At 57.0% G+C, this 18,006-nt stretch carries 12 protein-coding genes; 6 read left to right on the top strand and 6 right to left on the bottom strand.

Annotated features, from left to right (window positions below; translation table 11 throughout):
* Nucleotides 1-15 precede the first annotated feature (15 nt).
* The 6 genes from recG to prpR form a co-directional block, all read right to left on the bottom strand.
* Complete coding sequence (gene recG, locus CJD38_RS10385) at nucleotides 16-2,097, bottom strand: ATP-dependent DNA helicase RecG (RefSeq protein ID WP_107940371.1); 2,082 nt, start codon at nucleotides 2,095-2,097, stop codon at nucleotides 16-18.
* Between the two features lie 13 nt (nucleotides 2,098-2,110).
* Nucleotides 2,111-2,494, bottom strand: coding sequence for a RidA family protein (locus tag CJD38_RS10380; RefSeq protein ID WP_107940252.1), 384 nt, complete (start codon nucleotides 2,492-2,494; stop codon nucleotides 2,111-2,113).
* Nucleotides 2,495-2,568: 74 nt separating this feature from the next.
* Complete coding sequence (locus CJD38_RS10375; RefSeq protein WP_107940251.1) at nucleotides 2,569-4,728, bottom strand: RelA/SpoT family protein; 2,160 nt, start codon at nucleotides 4,726-4,728, stop codon at nucleotides 2,569-2,571.
* Between the two features lie 230 nt (nucleotides 4,729-4,958).
* Nucleotides 4,959-5,222: a DNA-directed RNA polymerase subunit omega gene (rpoZ, locus tag CJD38_RS10370; protein ID WP_107940250.1), complete on the bottom strand. Its 264-nt coding sequence runs from the start codon at nucleotides 5,220-5,222 to the stop codon at nucleotides 4,959-4,961.
* Between the two features lie 38 nt (nucleotides 5,223-5,260).
* Complete coding sequence (gene gmk, locus CJD38_RS10365) at nucleotides 5,261-5,908, bottom strand: guanylate kinase (protein WP_107940249.1); 648 nt, start codon at nucleotides 5,906-5,908, stop codon at nucleotides 5,261-5,263.
* Between the two features lie 55 nt (nucleotides 5,909-5,963).
* Nucleotides 5,964-7,586, bottom strand: a complete 1,623-nt coding sequence (gene prpR, locus CJD38_RS10360) for a propionate catabolism operon regulatory protein PrpR (RefSeq protein WP_107940248.1) — start codon at nucleotides 7,584-7,586, stop codon at nucleotides 5,964-5,966.
* Between the two features lie 233 nt (nucleotides 7,587-7,819).
* Here prpR and prpB point away from each other — a divergent pair, with 233 nt between their 5' ends.
* From prpB to CJD38_RS10330, 6 genes are all read left to right on the top strand, one after another.
* Entirely contained in the window at nucleotides 7,820-8,710 is an 891-nt protein-coding gene (prpB, locus tag CJD38_RS10355; protein ID WP_107940247.1) for a methylisocitrate lyase, read from the top strand.
* A gap of 33 nt (nucleotides 8,711-8,743) precedes the next feature.
* Nucleotides 8,744-9,901 carry a bifunctional 2-methylcitrate synthase/citrate synthase gene (prpC, locus tag CJD38_RS10350; RefSeq protein WP_107940246.1) on the top strand — a complete coding sequence of 386 codons (1,158 nt, stop codon included), beginning with the start codon at nucleotides 8,744-8,746 and terminating at the stop codon, nucleotides 9,899-9,901.
* A gap of 147 nt (nucleotides 9,902-10,048) precedes the next feature.
* Nucleotides 10,049-12,658: a Fe/S-dependent 2-methylisocitrate dehydratase AcnD gene (acnD, locus tag CJD38_RS10345; protein ID WP_107940370.1), complete on the top strand. Its 2,610-nt coding sequence runs from the start codon at nucleotides 10,049-10,051 to the stop codon at nucleotides 12,656-12,658.
* A gap of 131 nt (nucleotides 12,659-12,789) precedes the next feature.
* Nucleotides 12,790-13,239: an SRPBCC family protein gene (locus CJD38_RS10340; RefSeq protein ID WP_107940245.1), complete on the top strand. Its 450-nt coding sequence runs from the start codon at nucleotides 12,790-12,792 to the stop codon at nucleotides 13,237-13,239.
* Between the two features lie 20 nt (nucleotides 13,240-13,259).
* Nucleotides 13,260-14,453: a 2-methylaconitate cis-trans isomerase PrpF gene (gene prpF, locus CJD38_RS10335; RefSeq protein WP_107940244.1), complete on the top strand. Its 1,194-nt coding sequence runs from the start codon at nucleotides 13,260-13,262 to the stop codon at nucleotides 14,451-14,453.
* Between the two features lie 76 nt (nucleotides 14,454-14,529).
* A complete protein-coding gene (locus CJD38_RS10330; protein ID WP_107940243.1) occupies nucleotides 14,530-17,982 on the top strand; it encodes a pyruvate carboxylase in 3,453 nt (1,150 codons plus the stop codon).
* The last annotated feature ends 24 nt before the right edge of the window (nucleotides 17,983-18,006 follow it).

Here is an 18,006-nt window from a genome sequence, read left to right as displayed (position 1 = left end):
GCAAAAAAGCAGTGCTCAAACCTGCGCGTATTTCTCAACATCGCCAACCCAGCGCGTAATCAGCTGCTTCGCTTCACGCGGATATTGCGTGAGCCAGTCGTCAGCGAGCTGTTGTAACGCCGGGATCAGTGCAGCGTCTCTTACCGGATCTGCAACCTTGAGGCCGATCAATCCAGTTTGACGACGGCCCAGGATTTCGCCGGGGCCGCGCAACTCTAAATCTTGCTGTGCAATCTGGAAGCCATCGTTGGTTGCGCGCATTACCGCCAAACGCTGACGCGCGTTATTCGAAATTGGCGACTGATACATCAGCACGCACTGCGACTCGACAGCACCGCGGCCAACACGACCGCGCAACTGATGCAACTGCGAGAGGCCGAGACGCTCAGCGTTTTCAATAATCATAATGCTGGCATTGGGCACGTCGACACCAACTTCGATCACAGTCGTTGCCACCAGTAGCTGCGTCTCGCCAAGTTTAAAGGCGCGCATCGCCGTTTCTTTCTCGTCTGGCTTCATACGGCCATGCACAAGGCCAACTTTGAGTTGTGGCAATTCCTTGCGAAGCGTCTCGGCAGTTTCTTCAGCGGCCTGTGCTTCGAGATGTTCAGACTCTTCAACGAGTGTACAAACCCAATATGCCTGACGGCCCTGCGCACAAACTTCACCAATACGCGCGAGCACATCGGGGCGACGCTCATTGCTCATCGCGACCGTCACGACGGGCGTGCGGCCCGGCGGCAGCTCATCAATCACGGACACATCAAGATCAGCGTAAAGCGTCTGCGCCAAGGTGCGTGGGATCGGCGTGGCGGACATGATCAGCTGATGCGGCGTCAGCATCTTTGGCCCTTTATCGCGTAGCGCAAGACGCTGCTGAACGCCAAAGCGATGCTGCTCATCCACAACCACTAATGCGAGCTTTTGAAAACGCACCGTGTCCTGAAACACAGCGTGCGTACCAATCAGTAACGGCACTTCGCCAGCAGCAACACGTGCGAGCAATTTTTCTTTCTGCGATTTCTTTAACTTGCCAGCGAGAAACACCACTTCGAATCCGAGTGGTCCAAACCATTTCGTGAAGTTGATGTAATGCTGTTCAGCCAATAATTCCGTTGGTGCCATTAATGCGGCCTGCCAACCTGCGCGTGCGGCGGCCAGCATGGCCACAGCGGCTACAACGGTTTTGCCTGAACCAACATCACCTTGAATCAAACGCAGCATCGGACGCTTAGCGGCAATGTCCTTGGCGATATCGCCCATCACGCGCTCCTGCGCGCCCGTAAATTTAAACGGCAGTACATCCTGCAAATGTTTTTGCGCTACTGCCGCAGCACTCAGTGGCTGCGCGGGTCGCGACTTCACGGCGTTACGCAGCATGCGCATGCACAGCTGATGCGCGAGCAGTTCTTCATGGATTAAACGCTTTTGCGCGGGATGCTGCATTTGCAACAACAAAGCAGCATCGGCATCACTAGCGGGACGATGAATCGCGCGCAGTGCGGCGAGCGTATCGGGGCCGGTGAGACCCGGCAGTGCGAGATTGAATGCAAGATCACGCGTCGCCACATCCAAAGCTTGCGCGACCAGCGTGCCCAACTTGGCTTGCGTGATACCAGTCGTGAGCGGATAGATCGGCGTCAGTTTATCTTCTGACTTCAACGCTTCCGCACTCTCCGCAACGCGATACTGCGGATGCACGATCTCCCAGCCCTGCGAGCCAAAGCGCACAGTGCCGTAGGCCATCACCCATCGACCCGCTTCAAATGATTTTTTTTGCTGCTCGTTGAAATGAAAGAAACGCAGTAACAGCGTGCCCTTATCGTCATCCAACAGCACTCGCAGACTGCGGCGACCGGCATAACGTACGTCAGCCTGACTGACGCGACCGCGCACCAACATCTCTTCGCCATCTTTCAGTGCGTTGAGCGCGACTGCGTTGCGGCGATCTTCGTAGCGCGTCGGCAGATGAAATAACAAATCCTGCACACGCTCAATGTTGAGCGCACGCAAACGCATCGCCAGCGCAGGGCCAGCGCCTTTCAAATACGTAGCGGCGGATTGCAGCGTCAGCGCAACAGCCTGACGCGGCCGCATGGGCGGCGCTTTATCAGCCAAGCACGAGGACGGCGTCTGCTTCCACGCGCGCACCGCGCGGCAGAGAAGCAACACCTACGGCGGCGCGCGCCGGATAAGGCTGCTGGAAATACTGCGACATGATCTCGTTAACCTTGGCGAAGTGGCCAAGATCAGTGAGAAAAATATTGAGCTTGGCGATATCCGCCAGACTGCCGCCACTGGCTTTGGCCACGGCTGAAAGATTTTTGAAGACCTGATGAATTTCATCTTCGATGGTGGCGTTGAGCATCGTCATCGTCACCGGATCGAGCGGAATCTGACCTGAGAGATAAACAGTATTGCCGCACTTCACCGCCTGCGAATAAGTGCCGATGGCAGCGGGAGCGTCTGGAGTAGAGATGATCTGGCGCGACATGAAAAATCCTGATGATGCTGAAAGTGATGAACGCGGATTTCTTTATTTCAGAAACCCGCAACGACTTTTAATTTTTATCCGCCACGCGTGACGCGTTCGACACTACCAATGCGGCGAATGCGGCGCAGCACGCGTGCAAGATGAATACGGCTCTTTACCGAAAGCACAAAGCGCATTTCAATTGCTTCGCCACCTGCGCGGTCTGGCATCTGAACGTTCTCGATACTGGACTCAGCGCCAGCAATCTCGGCGGTGACTTCTGCGAGCAAGCCGCGACGGTTCTCGGCCTTGACGCGAATTTCGGTGAAGTAATCGCCGAGTACATTCTCAGACCAAGCCAAGGGCACCCAATCCTGCGGACGCGCTTTGGCCTGCCGGCAATCAACGCGATGCACGACGATGCCGCGACCCACGCTGACATTGCCGCGAATCTCATCACCCGGCAGCGGATAGCAGCAGCGTGCGTAATCCAGCACCAAACCTTCGGTGCCTTCAATCGCTAGTGGTCGACCATCTGCCGATGCCACTGAATTATCGCCTTCACCCAAGAAGTAACGTGCCACCAATGGGGCAAGGCGTTCGCCCGTACCAATTGCGACGTAGACCTCTTCCATATCCTTAAGCTGCAATGCATGAAGCACCGGCGCAGTGGATTCATCTTTAAGAACGTGCGGCGGAATTTTCAGATCACGCAATGCGATTTCGAGCATGCGACGACCCAAACGAATTGCTTCGTCTTCTTTCTGATCTTTGAGGAAGCTGCGAATCGATGTACGCGCCTTCGCCGTCTTCACAAAATTGAGCCACGCCGCATTCGGGCGTGCGTGACGCGAGGTAATGATTTCCACCGTCTGGCCATTGCGCAGCGGCGTGCTCAGCGATTCCAACACACCATCAACGCGTGCGGCGACGCAGCGTTCACCCAACTCCGAGTGCACGGCGTAGGCAAAATCAACTGGTGATGCGTTCTTTGGCAAGCGACGAATCTGGCCCTTGGGCGTGAACACATAAACTTCGTCCGGGAACAAATCAACTTTGACGTGCTCGATGAAATCCATCGAGGAACTGCCGCCAATCGAATCAAACAAATTATTCAGCCATTCACGCGCACGCGCCTGCGGTGCGGTGTTGGCGTTGCGATCACCGAGTTTGTATTGCCAGTGCGCGGCAATACCGTTCTCGGCGATGTGATGCATCTCGCGCGTGCGGATCTGCACTTCAATCTTGTGGCCGCCCGGTCCGATACACGCCGTGTGCAAGGACTGGTAACCGTTGGATTTTGAGTTAGCGATGTAATCGTCGAACTCACCCGGCACCGGCTTGTAGACGTGATGCACGATGCCGAGCGCGCGATAACAATCATCGAGCTTGCCGACGATGACGCGAAAGCCGAGCAAGTCCATCACTTTCAGCAATCGCAATTTCTTGCGGCGCATTTTTTGATAGACGCTGTAAATATTCTTTTCGCGACCCACAACTGATGCGCCAATGCCTTCAGCCTTGAGCGCAGCAGAAGCTTTCTGTTCGACTTCACGAATCAGCTTTTGCGTATCGCCCATCTGCTCTTTAACTGTGCGCTCCAACACCGAATAGCGCTTCGGGTAGAGATTTTCAAAAGCGAGATCTTCAAGCTCAATACGAATGGTGTGAATGCCGAGGCGCTGCGCAATCGGCGCGTAAATCTCCAGCGTCTCGCGCGAAATACGGCGACGCTTGGCGGATTCCATCGAGCCCAGCGTGCGCATGTTGTGCAAGCGATCGGCCAACTTGACCAAGATCACTCGTAAATCCTGCGCCATCGCCAACAATAATTTGCGGAAGCTTTCGGCTTGGCGCTCAGCGCGCGTCATGCCTTCGATCTTGCCGATCTTGCTGACGCCATCAACGATCTCGGCAACGTCTTTGCCGAATTCCAACGCAAGTGAATCGCGCGAGATGCCGGTGTCTTCAATGACGTCGTGCAGAATCGCCGCGATCAGCGTGACGTGATCGAGTCGCAGTCCCGCGAGAATTCGCGCAACAGCGAGCGGGTGATAAATGTAAGGCTCACCACTGGAGCGCGCTTGGCCAGCGTGCAGACGCGCGCCGAATTCATGCGCGCGACGCACTTCGGCGATCTGCTCCTCCGGCATGTACTCCTCGAGCACACGACTCAGCGCCTCAATGCCAAATTCGCGCGCGACCCGCTGCGTGCGCAGGGCAGTACTGATGCGGTGGATGACTGGGAGTTCCATGGTTTGAGTATATAAGCGCGAAGCGCTGTAGGGAGAGCCATGCGCAATTGTTATTTGAAGTTATCGAAACAATCGGTGCGCATGGCACCTACTCACCTGCCGTAACACTAATCACAATTGGCGAGAGTCCCGCTCCTGCGCATCCATGCGCCCGCGGGATACCGTACATCCTGTACATAAAAAAAGCCCGCACTAGGCGGGCTTTTTGTTTCACTGCCGAAGCAGTGGAATTACATATCGAAGCTAGGATCCAACGCTTCAAGTTCAACCTTCGGCTGCTGCACGGCCGGCAGGTCTTGCTCTTCGAGAACCGAACGGGTGGTGTGGCCTTCAGCGATTTCGCGGAGCGAGAGCACGGTCGACTTGTGGTTGCCCCAAGGCAACTTGGCTTCGGAACCGCGAGCCAGCTGGCGTGCACGCTTAGCGGCGACCAGGGTCAGTTCGAACTGGTTAGGAATCTTCAGGAGACAATCTTCAGCGGTTACACGAGCCATGGAAACACCCTGCGACAAACCCAAAAAGGGCGGCAAGTTTAGCCAATCGGACCTTTTTTAGCCAGAAGTTCCGTGGTCAGACCCGCTGGGACGGCGTTGCGAGGCGTCCGGTCACCCTGTCGGACCCGGCTAAAAATCGCCGCCAGTTCGGCCAGCGCCCGGTCAAAAACCTCATTAACAACAAGGTGCCCGTACTCGTCAAAGTGCGAAATCTCGTCCTGTGCCTCGCGCATACGACCGGCGATGACCTCGTCGCTATCCTGTCCGCGTCCGCGCAAACGGCGCTCCAACTCGGCCAGCGACGGCGGCAGAATGAAGATGCCCTGCGCATCCGGGGCCAGCGCGCGGACCTGTCGGCCACCCTGCCAGTCGATGTCCAGAATCACGTCGGCACCCTCGGCCAACAACTCTTCGGTCTTGGCCCGACCGGTGCCATAGCGGCGGCCGAATACATGGGCATGCTCGAAGAAATCGCCGTGCTCAATCATTTCGACAAAGCGCTGCTCAGTCACAAAATGATAATGAACGCCATCTTGTTCACCCGGACGCGGCGCGCGCGTCGTGTACGAAACCGAGATCACGGCGCGAATGCCCTGCTCCGCCAGCAAAGGCACAAGCGCACGCGTGAGGCTGGTTTTGCCGCCGCCGCTGGGTGCCGAGACTACATAGAGATTGCCGCGCGTCATGCTGGATTGCCGTTTCGATGAAGGTGCTGCGAAGCGCGAATTCTAACCCGCGCGCTCATGTGACACCTTGGGCTTGCAACCAACGCCACAGCGTCGTGCGCGAAACGCCGAGTAGCGCAGCAGCGCGGCCGCGATGTCCGCCAGCGCGCGCCATCACTTCGGCCAGTTGCTGGCGCGTTGGCGTTGCGACTGGAATTTCCATGCTCGTGTTTGGCGGCGCAGCAACCAGCACCGAACGCGTGAGCTCAGGTGCAGATGACTTCAGCAACTCAGCGCCGATGTTGCGGACACTCTTGGAGAGAATCGGCAAACGCTCAATCACATTACGCAGTTCGCGAACATTGCCCGGCCATGCGTAGGCGCGCAGCAATGTGAGCGCGTCAGCATCCAGCACAGCAGTTTTATCGCCGGAAGCGCGCCGCAGGAAGAATTGCGCCAACTCAGCAATGTCTTCGGCATGTTCATACAGCGCAGGAATTTCCAGACGCAGAACATTCAGGCGGTAATAGAGATCGCGACGGAAGCGCGACTCACGCGTCATCGAATCGAGATCCGTATGCGTGGCGGCAATCACGCGAACATCGACAGGAATTGGGGTGGATGAACCCACACGCGTGACTTCTCGCTCTTCCAGAACACGCAGCAACCGCGTCTGCAGTGGCAATGGCATTTCGCCAATTTCGTCTAGAAAAAGCGTGCCACCTTTGGCTGCTTCAATTAAACCAATACGGCCGCCACGTCGCGCGCCGGTGAATGCGCCTTCGTCGTGGCCGAACAGTTCCGACTCCAGTAATGACTCCGCAATCGCGCCACAGTTGATCGCCACAAACGGCCCTTTGCTACGCGCACTCAATCCATGCAGCGATTGCGCCGCGAGCTCTTTGCCGGTGCCGGTCGCGCCACTGATCAGCACGGTCGCGTCACTCGCTCCATACAGACCAATGCGCTCACGCAACTGGCGCATCTGCGCACTGTGTCCGATCAAATCAGTGACTGAATAACGATGTGCCGTTGGCGCGCGACGTTGCGTGGCACGTGCGGCAAAACCACTACCCAGACGATCCGTTTGATCTGCGTTATCGATGTGCCCTGCAAGATCAATTGCGTTCTCGAATGCGAGACGAATCGAATCCGCCGAGTACATCAACACGCCTTTCACGCCGGCTTCTTCCGCGAGGTCCGCAACCATGCCGGTGCCGACGATGACTTTCACGTCTTGTGTCACCAACTCTGCAATGCGATTGCGTGCGTCTTCCTCGGTGACAAAAGCGCGTTGTTCAATCTTGAGCTTGAACGAATTCTGAAATTCCGCGAACGCGGGCAACTCGGTCTGATGAGTGATCACGCCAATGCTCGGCGACACGCGTCGCGCGCTGCTCAGCGCCTGCATCAAATCGAATCCGCTCGGGCGAATCAGCACCAGCGGCTTATTAATGCGGCCCTTCAGATACGCGCCGTTGGAACCGGCGGCGACGAGCACATCGCAGTGCTCAGTCTGCAAGCGGCGCCGCAATTCTCGCGCCGCATCTTCAAAGCCCAGATGGATGGTTTCAATCCGCGCTCGCGCATCGAATTCCGGTGTCACGTCATGCACGAGTCGCGACAAGCGCGACACCGTCACCACCCAAATCACAGGCAGTCGGCCATCGCCACCAGAACCGGGACGGTTCAGCGGCATGTTTCACCTGATGTTTCACGTTGGAACATTGAAACATTATGAAACAAATTTGCAGCCTTCACCACCCACACTGTGGGAACACCCAAAGAAGCTGGCAAAAAGCTAAATCCTTATCGCTTCATTGGATTAGACTTCCCACCCCTGCGGGTATGTTGCTTATTCGGCGCGAGCCGTAGGGTTGGCACGCAACTTGGTCTTATCACTGCGAACGTTCCAACCAGAGCACTATATAAATGACTACTTCGACTTCTGCTGGCGCCCGTTTCCGCGCTGCCCTTGCCGCCGAAAAACCGCTCCAGATCATCGGCGCGATCAATGCCAACCATGCGCTGCTGGCCAAGCGCGCTGGTTATAAGGCGATTTATCTCTCCGGTGGCGGCGTTGCCGCTGGCTCATTGGGCCTGCCGGACCTCGGCATCAACACGATGGATGACGTGCTGATCGACACCCGTCGCATCACCGACGTTTGCGACCTGCCATTGCTCGTCGATATCGACACCGGTTTCGGTGCCAGCGCTTTCAACATCGAGCGCACGGTTAAAGCACTGATCAAGGCTGGCGCTGCTGCCTGCCATATCGAAGACCAAGTCGGCGCCAAGCGCTGCGGTCATCGTCCGGGCAAGGAAATTGTTACGCAGGGCGAAATGGTTGATCGCGTGAAGGCTGCTGCCGATGCCAAAACCGATCCTAACTTCTTCCTGATCGCCCGCACCGACGCCATTCAGGCTGAAGGCGTCGAAGCTGCCATCGAACGCTCCATCGCCTGCGTTGAAGCGGGCGCTGACGGCATCTTTGCTGAAGCCGCTTACGATCTGCCGACCTACAAGAAGTTTGTCGACGCCGTGAAAGTTCCAGTACTCGCCAACATCACCGAATTCGGCGCAACGCCTTTGTTCACGCGTGACGAACTCGCTTCAGTCGGCGTTGGCATCCAGCTATATCCGCTGTCGGCTTTCCGCGCAGCGAACAAAGCTGCAGAAGCCATCTACACGTCGATCCGCGAAAACGGCCATCAAAAAGAAGTACTCGAACTGATGCAGACCCGCGCTGAATTGTATGACCGCATTGGCTATCACGCGTTCGAGAACAAGCTTGACGCGCTCTTTGCCAAAGCTAAAAAGTAATCTTTAGAAAATACGCCACCTCGAGAGGAATATATGAGCGAAACAGCACCAGCCGCTACCGGCCCAAAGCCTAAAAAATCCGTCGCACTGTCAGGCGTCACCGCGGGCAATACCGCGCTGTGCACCGTCGGCCGTAGCGGTAACGACCTGCACTATCGTGGCTACGACATTCTCGATGTCGCCGACCAGTGCGAGTTCGAAGAAATTGCGCACTTGCTGATTCACGGCAAGCTGCCAACCAAGTCGGAACTCACCGCGTACAAAACCAAGCTCAAATCGCTGCGCGGCCTGCCCGCTTCAGTCAAGAGCGCGCTGGAATCACTGCCAGCTGCATCGCACCCGATGGACGTGATGCGCACCGGCGTTTCCGCACTCGGCTGCGCACTGCCAGAAAAGGATGACCACAATCACCCGGGCGCACGCGACATCGCTGACAAGCTCATCGCCAGCCTCGGCTCGATGCTGCTGTATTGGTATCACTACGCCGTCAACGGCAACATCATTGACGTGGAAACGGACGACGATTCAATCGGCGGCCACTTCCTGCATCTGCTGCACGGCAAAGCGCCGCGCAACTCGTGGGTCAAGGCGATGCACACCAGCCTGGTGCTGTACGCAGAACACGAGTTCAATGCTTCGACCTTCACCTGCCGCGTGATCGCAGGCACGGGCTCGGACATGCACTCGGCCATCACTGGCGGCATCGGCGCACTGCGCGGTCCTAAGCACGGCGGCGCTAACGAAGTCGCGTTTGAAATCCAGAAACGCTACGACTCACCTGACGAAGCAGAAGCAGACATCGTGCGTCGCGTTGCCAACAAGGAAGTCGTCATCGGCTTCGGCCACCCGGTTTACACGATCGCCGATCCACGCAATAAAGTGATCAAGGAAGTTGCTCGTCAGCTCTCGGAAGAGCAGAACAGCAGCAAGATGTTCGACATCGCCGAGCGTTTGGAAACGGTGATGTGGCGCGAAAAGAAAATGTTCCCCAACCTCGATTGGTTCAGCGCCGTCAGCTACAACATGCTGGGCGTGCCGACCGCAATGTTCACGCCGCTGTTCGTGATTGCACGTACCACCGGCTGGGCCGCACACGTGATTGAACAGCGCATCGACGGCAAGATCATCCGCCCGACCGCGAACTACACCGGTCCGGAAGATCTCAAGTTCGTGCCGATCGACCAGCGTTAAAGCCGCGCATTCTTCTGTCATCCCGAACGTAGTGAGGGATCTTGCTTCGAGTCCACCTAAAAGCGTGACTGCAAGATTCCTCTCTCCGCTCGGAATGACAGGAAAAGTTTTGATTCTTTGCTTCACTATTTCTAACGAGCCATGTTCATGAACACAGCCAACCGCAAACCACTGCCCGGCACCAAACTCGACTACTACGACACACGCGCTGCAGTTGATGCGATTGCACCCGGCGCTTACGACAAGCTGCCGTACACCTCACGCGTACATTGCGAAAACCTCGTGCGCCGTTGCGATCCAGCAACGCTGACCGAATCGCTCAAACAATTCATCGAGCGCAAACGCGAACTCGATTTCCCCTGGTTCCCGGCTCGTGTGGTTTGCCACGACATCCTCGGCCAGACCGCTCTCGTCGACCTTGCTGGTCTGCGTGATGCGATTGCCGATATGGGCGGCGATCCAGCAAAAGTAAATCCAGTCGTTCCAGTTCAGCTGATCGTTGACCACTCGCTCGCTGTTGAACATGGCGGCTTTGAGAAAGATGCGTTCGCGAAGAACCGTGCGATTGAAGATCGCCGTAACGACGACCGCTTCCACTTCATCAACTGGACGAAGAAAGCGTTCGAGAACATGGAAGTGATTCCGCCCGGCAATGGCATCATGCATCAGATCAATCTGGAGAGAATGTCTCCGGTGATCTACGTGCAAGACGGCGTTGCATTTCCTGACACTTGCGTCGGCACCGACAGCCACACGCCACATGTTGACGCACTAGGCGTTATCGCGATTGGCGTTGGCGGCCTGGAAGCTGAAAACGTCATGCTCGGCCGCGCTTCGTGGATGCGTCTGCCGGACATCACCGGCGTTGAACTCAGCGGCAAGCCGCGCGAAGGCATTACCGCCACCGACGTTGTACTCGCACTCACCGAATTCCTGCGCAAGGAAAAGGTCGTCGGCCATTACCTTGAATTCCGCGGCGAAGGCGCAGCAGCGCTCACCCTCGGCGACCGCGCCACCATCAGCAACATGGCACCGGAATACGGCGCCACCGCAGCGATGTTCTTCATCGACAAGAACACCATCGACTATCTCAAACTCACCGGCCGCGATGACGAGCAGGTGAAACTGGTTGAGCTGTACGCCAAGCACACCGGCCTGTGGGCTGACTCGCTGAAGAATGCTGAATACGAGCGCGTGCTGAAGTTCGATCTCGACACCGTCGTGCGCAACATGGCTGGCCCGAGCAACCCGCACAAGCGTTTGCCCACTTCGGCACTTGCAGAGCGCGGCATCTCCGGCAACCTCGACAGCGCCAAAGCTGAAGAAGCAAAAGGCTTGATGCCTGATGGCGCAGTGATCATCGCTGCCATCACGTCTTGCACCAACACGTCCAACCCTCGCAACGTGATCGCAGCTGGTCTGCTCGCGCGCAACGCCAACGCTCGCGGCCTCACGCGCAAGCCTTGGGTGAAGAGCTCGCTCGCACCTGGCTCGAAGACGGTTGAGTTGTATCTGAAAGAAGCTGGCTTGTTGTCAGAACTGGAATCACTCGGCTTCGGCATCGTCGCTTTCGCCTGCACAACCTGCAACGGCATGAGCGGCGCACTGGATCCAGTGATTCAGAAAGAAGTGATTGATCGCGATCTGTATGCTACCGCAGTGTTGTCGGGCAACCGTAACTTCGATGGCCGTATCCATCCGTACGCGAAGCAGGCTTTCCTCGCCTCGCCGCCGCTGGTTGTGGCTTACGCGATTGCCGGCACCGTGCGCTTCGATATCGAGAAAGATGTGCTCGGCACCGACAAGAACGGCAATGCAGTCACGTTGAAAGATATCTGGCCGACGGACGCTGAAATCGACGCCGTTGTCTCCAAGAGCGTCAACCCGACGCAGTTCCGCGCTGTGTACGAGCCGATGTTCCGCAAAATCGCCGACAACGGCGAGAAAATCAGCCCGCTGTATGACTGGCGCGAGATGAGCACCTACATTCGTCGTCCGCCGTACTGGGAAGGCGCGCTGGCTGGTGAGCGCACCATGAAAGGCATGCGCGCACTCGCCGTTCTGCCAGACAACATCACCACCGATCACCTGTCGCCATCCAACGCGATCATGATGGACAGCGCTGCCGGTGAATATCTGCACAAGATGGGTTTGCCGGAAGAAGACTTCAACTCTTACGCAACTCATCGCGGCGATCACCTCACCGCACAGCGCGCAACGTTCGCAAACCCACAGCTGATCAACGAAATGGTTGTCGTTGATGGCAAGGTCAAGAAAGGTTCACTCGCACGCGTCGAGCCAGAAGGCAAAGTCGTTCGCATGTGGGAAGCCATCGAAACCTATATGGATCGCAAGCAGCCGCTGATCATCGTTGCTGGCGCTGACTACGGTCAGGGCTCGTCGCGTGACTGGGCAGCCAAGGGCGTTCGCCTCGCAGGCGTGGAAGTGATTGCAGCTGAAGGCTTCGAGCGCATTCACCGCACCAACCTGATCGGCATGGGCGTGCTGCCACTTGAGTTCAAGGCAGGTGTTACACGCCTGACGCTGGGCCTCGACGGCACCGAAACCTATGACGTCGTCGGCGTGCGCAAGCCACGCAAAGATTTGACGCTGGTGATCACGCGCAAGAACGGCGAGAAGGTCGAAGTCCCAATGACTTGCCGTTTGGATTCCGACGAAGAAGTGTCGGTGTACGAAGCAGGCGGCGTGTTGCAGCGTTTTGCGATGGACTTCTTGGCTTCAACAAAGGCGGCATAAGTAAAAACGTAGGGCGGGTTAGCGGCTTCATCGCGTAACCCGCCTTTCGCAAACGGCGGGTTACGACGCATAAAGCGCGTCTAACCCACCCTACGGTTTTAGGTTTTAACGTAACTAGACGGAGATTGAATATGACCGGCACCGTTAAACTCCACCGCGTTTTAAACGCACCGCCCGCACGCGTTTACAAAGCCTTCCTTGATCCTGATGCGATGGTGAAGTGGCTGCCACCGCATGGCTTCACCGGCAAAGTGCATCACATGGATGCGCGCGTTGGTGGTGGCCACAAGATGTCGTTCACCAATTTCAGCACCGGCAACAGTCATTCCTTTGGCGGCACTTACCTTGAACTGATTCCGGGCGAACTGCTTCGTTACAACGATCAGTTCGACGACCCGAATCTGCCGGGTCAAATGCAAGTCACCGTCACGCTGAAGGCAGTCGCCTGCGGCACCGAACTGAACATCGTGCAAGAAGGAATTCCGGATGCGATTCCCGTCGAGTTTTGTTATCTCGGCTGGCAAGAATCGCTGACGCTATTGGCGCAACTGGTTAATCCAGAAATTCCTGACGGCGCTTAAAAAATATTACGAGAAATGCGATGAGTAACGTTCCACAAATCAAAGTCCCCGCTACCTACATCCGTGGCGGCACCAGCAAAGGCGTGTTCTTCAAGCTCAGCGATCTGCCTGAGCGTTGCCAGGTAGCTGGCGAAGCACGCGACAAGTTGCTGCTGCGCGTCATCGGATCGCCGGATCCTTACGGCGCGCAGATTGATGGCATGGGCGGCGCGACGTCGTCGACTTCCAAGACCGTCATCCTCACCAAGAGCAGCAAAGCTGACCACGACGTCGACTACATGTTTGGTCAGGTCTCGATCGACAAAGCCTTCGTGGATTGGTCCGGCAACTGCGGCAACCTCACTGCCGCTGTTGGTTCGTTCGCGATCAGCAATGGCTTGGTTGATGCTTCGCGCATTCCCCAGAACGGCATTTGCACCGTGCGTATCTGGCAGACGCAGATTTCCAAAACCATCATCGCGCATGTGCCGATCACCAATGGCGCCGTGCAGGAAACCGGCGACTTCGAACTCGATGGCGTGACCTTCCCTGCTGCTGAAGTGCAGATCGAATTCCTTGATCCAGCAGATGAAGGCGATGGTGACGGCGGTGGTTCGATGTTCCCTACTGGCAATCTCATAGACGATTTAGAAGTGCCGGGCATCGGCACCTTCAAGGCAACGATGATCAACGCGGGCATCCCGACCATCTTCGTTAACGCTGCCGAAATTGGTTACACCGGCACCGAACTGCGCGAAGCGATCAACACCAAACCTGAAGCACTGGCTCGCTTTGAAACGATCCGTGCGTATGGCGCGTTGAAGATGGGCTTGATCAAAGACGTGTCGGAGGCCGCCAAGCGCCAGCACACGCCGAAGGTTGCGTTTGTTGCGCCACCAACGGACTACACCTCGTCTAGCGGCAAGCAGATCAAAGCCAAGGAGATTGATCTCCACGTCCGCGCGTTGTCGATGGGCAAGCTGCATCACGCGATGATGGGCACCGCCGCGGTCGCCATCGGCACCGCTGCAGCGATTCCCGGCACGCTGGTGAACATCGCTGCTGGCGGTGGCGCTCGCGAAGCCGTTCGCTTCGGCCATCCGTCTGGCACGCTGCGCGTCGGCGCACAGGCGACGCAGGAGAACGGCCAGTGGGTCGTGAAGAAAGCCATCATGTCGCGTTCTGCACGCGTGTTGATGGAAGGCTTCGTCCGCGTTCCCGGCGATTCGTTTTAATTCAATAGGTGCCGACTCGCCTGAGTCGGCACCCTTCTTGCTGCAGCGGTAAAGCGTTCAACGGGTGGAGCTCGGCATGTCGTCAAAAAAAATAGAAAAAATTCTCGTAGCCAATCGTGGCGAAATCTCGATCCGCATCATGCGTGCCGCTGCCGAGATGGATATCCGCACGGTTTCGATCTACGCCTACGAAGATCGTTTTGCGCTGCACCGCTTTAAGGCTGACGAAAGCTACAAGGTCGGCAACGGTCAGAAGCCAATTGCGGCTTATTTGGATATCGCCGACATCATTCGCGTTGCCAAAGCAGCGAATGTCGATGCAATTCACCCGGGTTACGGTTTCCTCTCAGAAAACCCCAATCTCGCCGATGCCTGCGCTGAAGCTGGCATTCGCTTTATCGGCCCGAACTCCACAGTTTTGCGCACGCTCGGTGACAAGGTCGCAGCGCGGACCGCGGCCATCGCCGCGAAAGTGCCGGTGCTGCCGGCATCTGGCGCACTTCCTCAGGATGTAGAAGCCTGCAAACCCATCGTCGCCAAGGTCGGTTACCCGGTGATGATGAAAGCCAGCTGGGGCGGCGGCGGTCGTGGCATGCGCGTGATTGAGAATGAAGCTGAACTCGGTCCACAGATGGCATCGGCACGCAGCGAAGCCAAATCCGCTTTCGGCAACGACGAGGTCTATGTTGAAAAACTGGTTCGCCGCGCGCGCCATGTTGAAGTGCAGGTATTGGCTGATACGCACGGCAACTTGATGCACCTGTTCGAGCGCGATTGCTCGGTGCAGCGCCGCAACCAGAAAGTCGTTGAGCGCGCACCTGCGCCTTATCTCGACGAAGCACGTCGCCAGATGCTCTGCGATTCAGCGCTGCGTCTGTGCAAGCAGGTCGGCTACTCCCATGCAGGCACCGTCGAATTCCTGATGGACGCCGACACTGGCGAGTTCTACTTCATCGAAGTAAACCCACGCATTCAGGTGGAACACACGGTGACTGAAGAAGTCACCGGTGTGGATATCGTTAAAGCACAGATCCGCGTCACCGAAGGCTTGAAGCTCGGTGAAGGTGGCCTGCCAACCCAAGATCAAGTGCGACTCGACGGCCACGCGCTGCAATGTCGCGTGACGACGGAAGATCCAGAGAATGGATTTACGCCGGATCACGGTCGCCTCACCGCCTATCGCAGCCCAGCTGGCTTTGGCATTCGTCTTGATGGTGGCACCGCTTACGGCGGCGCTATCGTTACGCCGTTCTACGACTCGATGCTGGTCAAGCTCACCGCTTGGGCACCAACCGCAGACGAAGCCGTGAATCGCATGGATCGCGCACTGCGCGAATTCCGTATCCGTGGCGTTTCGACCAATCTGCAGTTCCTCGAAAACGTTATCGGTCACGAAGAATTCCGCGCTGGCACCTGCATCACCAAATTCATCGACAACACGCCGGAGCTGTTCCGCTTCACACCGCGTCGCGATCGCGCCACCAAGCTACTGCGCTTTATTGGCGAGGTCATCGTCAACGGCAATCCGGAGATGAAGGGCCGCAAGATTCCCGACACCGCCTTTGTTGCACCGCCTTTGCCACCGATCAGCCTTGCCCTGCCACCACCGCGCGGCATGCGTGATGAGCTGATTGAACGTGGCCCAGCAGGCTTTGCGCAATGGATGAAGGCTGAGAAGAAAGTACTGCTGACAGATACGACGATGCGCGACGCGCATCAGTCGCTGTTCGCCACCCGCATGCGCAGCGCCGATATGGCAGCGATTGCGCCTTATTACGCGCGTCTGGCCCCGCAGTTGTTCTCCGTTGAATGTTGGGGCGGCGCGACGTTTGACGTCGCCATGCGCTTCCTCAAGGAAGATCCATGGGAGCGTCTGAGCACGCTGCGTGCGGCCATTCCGAACATTCCGTTCCAGATGCTGCTGCGCTCGGCCAATGCTGTTGGTTACACCAACTATGCCGACAACGTCGTCCGCTACTTCGTGCAACAGGCGGCCAAGAACGGCATCGATATCTTCCGCGTGTTCGACTCGCTGAACAGCGTCGACAATATGCGCGTGGCGATGGATGCAGTGATTGAATCCGGCGCAGTCTGCGAAGCCGCGATCTGCTACACCGGCGATCTGTTCGACGGCGCACGCCCCAAATACAACCTGCAGTACTACGTGAAGATGGCCAAGGCACTGGAGAAATCCGGCGCGCACATCTTGGGCATCAAAGACATGGCCGGCATCTGCCGTCCACGCGCTGCGCGTGAGCTGGTACGTGTACTTAAAGAAGAAACCGGCCTGCCGATTCACTTCCACACGCATGACACCAGCGGCATCAGCGCCGCGAGCGTGTTGGCAGCGATTGAAGCGGGTTGCGATGCCGTAGATGGCGCACTCGACAGCATGTCGGGTCTCACTTCACAGCCGAATCTCGGCGCTATCGCAGCCAGCTTGTCGGGCAGCGATCGTGATCCACGCATCGACTTTGATGCACTGCAACAGTTGTCGAACTATTGGGAAGGCGTGCGTCGCTATTACGCACCGTTCGAAGCGGATATCCGCTCCGGCACCGCCGATGTCTATCGCCATGAAATGCCAGGCGGTCAGTACACCAACCTGCGTGAGCAGGCACGTTCACTCGGCTTAGAGCAGCGTTGGCCAGAAGTGTCTAAGGCCTATGCCGATGTCAATAAACTCTTCGGTGACATCGTCAAAGTAACGCCAACTTCGAAAGTGGTCGGCGACATGGCGCTGTTCATGGTTGGCAACAACCTCACACCTGAACAAGTGTTGAGCCCAGAGACTTCGGTCGATTTTCCAGAGTCCGTGGTCTCACTCATGCGCGGCGAACTCGGCTTTCCACCGGAAGGTTTTCCTGCTCAGTTGCAGCAGAAAATTCTGAAAGGAAAGCCACCACTGGTCGGCCGACCCGGCGCCAGCTTGCCGCCGGTTGATCTCGAAAAGACGCGCAATGATGCGCAAAAAGCGCTTGGCGAGAAACTTTCAGATACCGACCTCGCATCGCATTTGATGTATCCAAAAGTGTTCCGCGACTTCGTTGAACATCGCAAAACTTATGGCGAACTGAGCGCGCTGCCGACACCTGCATTCTTCTATGGCTTACGCGAGCGCGAAGAAATCAGTGTTGATATTGAGCGCGGAAAAACGCTCGTGATTCGACTGCAAGGCAGCAGCGATGTTGAAGAAGAAGGCATCGCAAAACTGTTCTATGAACTCAATGGACAGCCGCGCATGGTGCGCATTCCATTAGCAGGAGCAGCAGGCGCAAAAGCCGCTCGTGCGAAGGCAGATGAGGGAAATCCTGCACATATCGGCGCGCCGATGCCGGGCATGGTGGTTCGCATCGCCGCGCAAAAAGGAAGTCGCGTTGCAAAGGGTGAACCGCTCGTTGCAATCGAAGCAATGAAGATGGAAACAATTGTTGCGGCACCGCGCGAAGGCATCATCAAAGATATTCTTGTCGTCGCCGGCGTCACCATTGCTGCTAAAGATTTGCTCGTCATCATTGAACCGGTATGAACACTGAACAACACATCTGAACGG

Source organism: Stenotrophobium rhamnosiphilum, assembly GCF_003052265.1.
GTDB classification, from domain to species: Bacteria; Pseudomonadota; Gammaproteobacteria; order Nevskiales; family Nevskiaceae; genus Stenotrophobium; species Stenotrophobium rhamnosiphilum.
Note: the sequence above shows the minus strand (reverse complement) of the source record. Positions and strands in the feature narration are given on the sequence as shown.

Bases quoted from the DNA above. Each gene is read 5' to 3' on its own strand.
- prpR (WP_107940248.1), bottom strand. From the start codon at position 7,586: ATGCCGCTGAACCGTCCCGGTTCTGGTGGCGATGGCCGACTGCCTGTG.
- CJD38_RS10330 (WP_107940243.1), top strand. From the start codon at position 14,530: ATGTCGTCAAAAAAAATAGAAAAAATTCTCGTAGCCAATCGTGGCGAA.
- CJD38_RS10380 (WP_107940252.1), bottom strand. From the start codon at position 2,494: ATGTCGCGCCAGATCATCTCTACTCCAGACGCTCCCGCTGCCATCGGC.
- gmk (WP_107940249.1), bottom strand. From the start codon at position 5,908: ATGACGCGCGGCAATCTCTATGTAGTCTCGGCACCCAGCGGCGGCGGC.
- CJD38_RS10340 (WP_107940245.1), top strand. From the start codon at position 12,790: ATGACCGGCACCGTTAAACTCCACCGCGTTTTAAACGCACCGCCCGCA.
- recG (WP_107940371.1), bottom strand. From the start codon at position 2,097: ATGCGGCCGCGTCAGGCTGTTGCGCTGACGCTGCAATCCGCCGCTACG.
- prpF (WP_107940244.1), top strand. From the start codon at position 13,260: ATGAGTAACGTTCCACAAATCAAAGTCCCCGCTACCTACATCCGTGGC.
- acnD (WP_107940370.1), top strand. From the start codon at position 10,049: ATGAACACAGCCAACCGCAAACCACTGCCCGGCACCAAACTCGACTAC.
- prpB (WP_107940247.1), top strand. From the start codon at position 7,820: ATGACTACTTCGACTTCTGCTGGCGCCCGTTTCCGCGCTGCCCTTGCC.
- CJD38_RS10375 (WP_107940251.1), bottom strand. From the start codon at position 4,728: ATGGAACTCCCAGTCATCCACCGCATCAGTACTGCCCTGCGCACGCAG.
- rpoZ (WP_107940250.1), bottom strand. From the start codon at position 5,222: ATGGCTCGTGTAACCGCTGAAGATTGTCTCCTGAAGATTCCTAACCAG.
- prpC (WP_107940246.1), top strand. From the start codon at position 8,744: ATGAGCGAAACAGCACCAGCCGCTACCGGCCCAAAGCCTAAAAAATCC.